Source organism: Nostoc sp. UIC 10630, assembly GCF_010747425.1.
Taxonomy (GTDB): Bacteria; Cyanobacteriota; Cyanobacteriia; order Cyanobacteriales; family Nostocaceae; genus Nostoc.
This window is the reverse complement of the sequence record NZ_JAAGOG010000409.1, coordinates 1-1968: the sequence shown is the minus strand read 5'-3', so window position 1 is coordinate 1968 and position 1968 is coordinate 1. Positions and strand designations below refer to the sequence as shown.

Here is a 1968-nt window from a genome sequence, read left to right as displayed (position 1 = left end):
AAGCATGATAGGCAGTTTCGTAATGTGCGTTCTCAATAGACTTTTGGCTAATTGCCATCAGTTGTGAGTAGATATCGTCATCTTTATTCACTTCTTGTACAAATCTTTGCATAAGCTAGCAATACCTAACGTTCTAACTCCGAAAAAATTTGCTATTCTGCCTGGGTTTGAGGTGTCGAGTTGAGAATGGCACATCTACAGTAATTCAGCCTGACTGATTTGACTTTGTTTCAAGTCATCTTGATAGCGTTTTAATAGTTGAAGGGTTTTGTTGACTTCTTCTAGCATTGAATCAGTCTCTGACATTTGCTGAGTATCTAATTCTAAGAACTCAATGACATTTTCAAGTGAATCCAAAAGTGTTTTTATCTTGGACATTGATATTTCTGCTGCAATTCTTTTTTCCAGGTAATAGTGTGATTGGTAAAAATTTATCTTTTGCAGCAAATTTTTTAATCCATCTAAAGGAGGTCTTTTCTCAAAACTCTCTAGTCGCTTATAAATCACTAATCAAGCTAAATCTCTAGGTCTCTAGGTTGACCTAACATAGAGGGATACTGTTGGTGAAAGTGTTACAAAGGCATGAACAAAAGTATTACAACTGAATGGCACGCTTGTTAAGGGCAAAGCCATAATGTAGCTGGATGAGAGGGTGTGGGGCAATACTTCTCGGGTTTTGGGGAAAAGGGGAAAGGGAAAAGGGTAAGAGATTTAAACCCTTTCCCCCTTCCCGAATGGCACGCTTGTTAAGCTGAAACCTCCTTGCTGGTAGGGTGTGGGAGGACGGGGAAGAAGTCTTACCCCCCACACTCCCCACACTCCCCACACTCAAAAATCTTGTTATATCAGGGCTTTGCGATTAACAAGCGTCCCCTCCCCCTTCCTTTTTCCTCTTTACCCCGCTTTCGTCACAAAAGCGAACTACTAGATCCCGCAAGCCCGCTCTTGTTCACTTTGCTGCGCCGACTCCAACTCCGAGCCACGAGTTCTTAAAACCTGGAAAAAAGAGGTTAACAGCATCAGTGATCGCAGAACTTGAATCTTTAAAACTCAATGAAACATCTAACTTTAGCTACTCTTTTTTTCATTAGTAAGAGTGTAAGATACATATAAAACAGGAGTCAGGATACAGAATTTAGAATTTAGAATACTCTACCCATAAAGGGATAGAGTTTTAAAGTAAGAATATTTTAATTTTTTTTTGCCCACTATTCCACTCGCTTTTAACCAATATTCAGACGATCCTTGATGAGCTTGCCGCCTGCGCTATCATACACTCGTACAGAACAATTTTGTTAGCGGATAGCTAAGGTGCCTGCCCATTCTGACCGCAGGCGGAGCGTCTCTGGCTCCGCTCCTGAGTTCTCAATTCTTCTTATAAAACTTAGCATTTATCTAATGAGATTGCTTAATTTATCTGATGCTATTGATCGTTTTCCTTGGACAATTAGTCCCGATAGTACTGTAATTGAAGCTGTTGGATTAATGAGTCAGAAACGAAGTATAAAAGATGATCTGACTAGCTTAAATTCTTCATTTGAATCAAAGATCAGAAGCCAGCAAGGATCTAGCTGCATCTTAATTATGGAGGGAACGCAGCTATTAGGAATATTCACTTATGAAGATGTAGTTAGACTTGTTGCCTCCGGGATGGACTTATCCAGAGCGAAAATGTCTCAGGTGATGACGCAGCAAGTTATTACGCTCACCCAATCAAATTCTCAAGATATTTTCACAGCCTTGTCGTTATTGCATCAGCATCAAATTCGCCATTTACCTATTTTGGACAATGTTGGGCAATTGCTAGGAATCGTCACTGAGACTAGCTTGCTTGAGCTATTGTTACTGGAGGAAGAAAAATTTACTGACCAAGAGGAAGTTAACCAGGAACTTCAGAAAACCCTTGAAGAACTTCAAGTTGTGTCCGAGGAACTACGCCAACAAAATGAACAACTGACTACTGCCCGT

General features: G+C 40.3%; 2 protein-coding genes. One reads left to right on the top strand and one right to left on the bottom strand.

Going from position 1 to position 1968, the window contains the following annotated elements; translation table 11 throughout:
* Window positions 1–195 precede the first annotated feature (195 nt).
* Window positions 196–507, bottom strand: a complete 312-nt coding sequence (locus tag G1O98_RS38000) for a hypothetical protein (protein WP_163939589.1) — start codon at window positions 505–507, stop codon at window positions 196–198.
* Window positions 508–1398: 891 nt separating this feature from the next.
* Here G1O98_RS38000 and G1O98_RS37995 point away from each other — a divergent pair.
* A partial coding sequence (locus tag G1O98_RS37995; protein ID WP_163939586.1) for a CBS domain-containing protein occupies window positions 1399–1968 on the top strand: 570 nt, incomplete at its 3' end.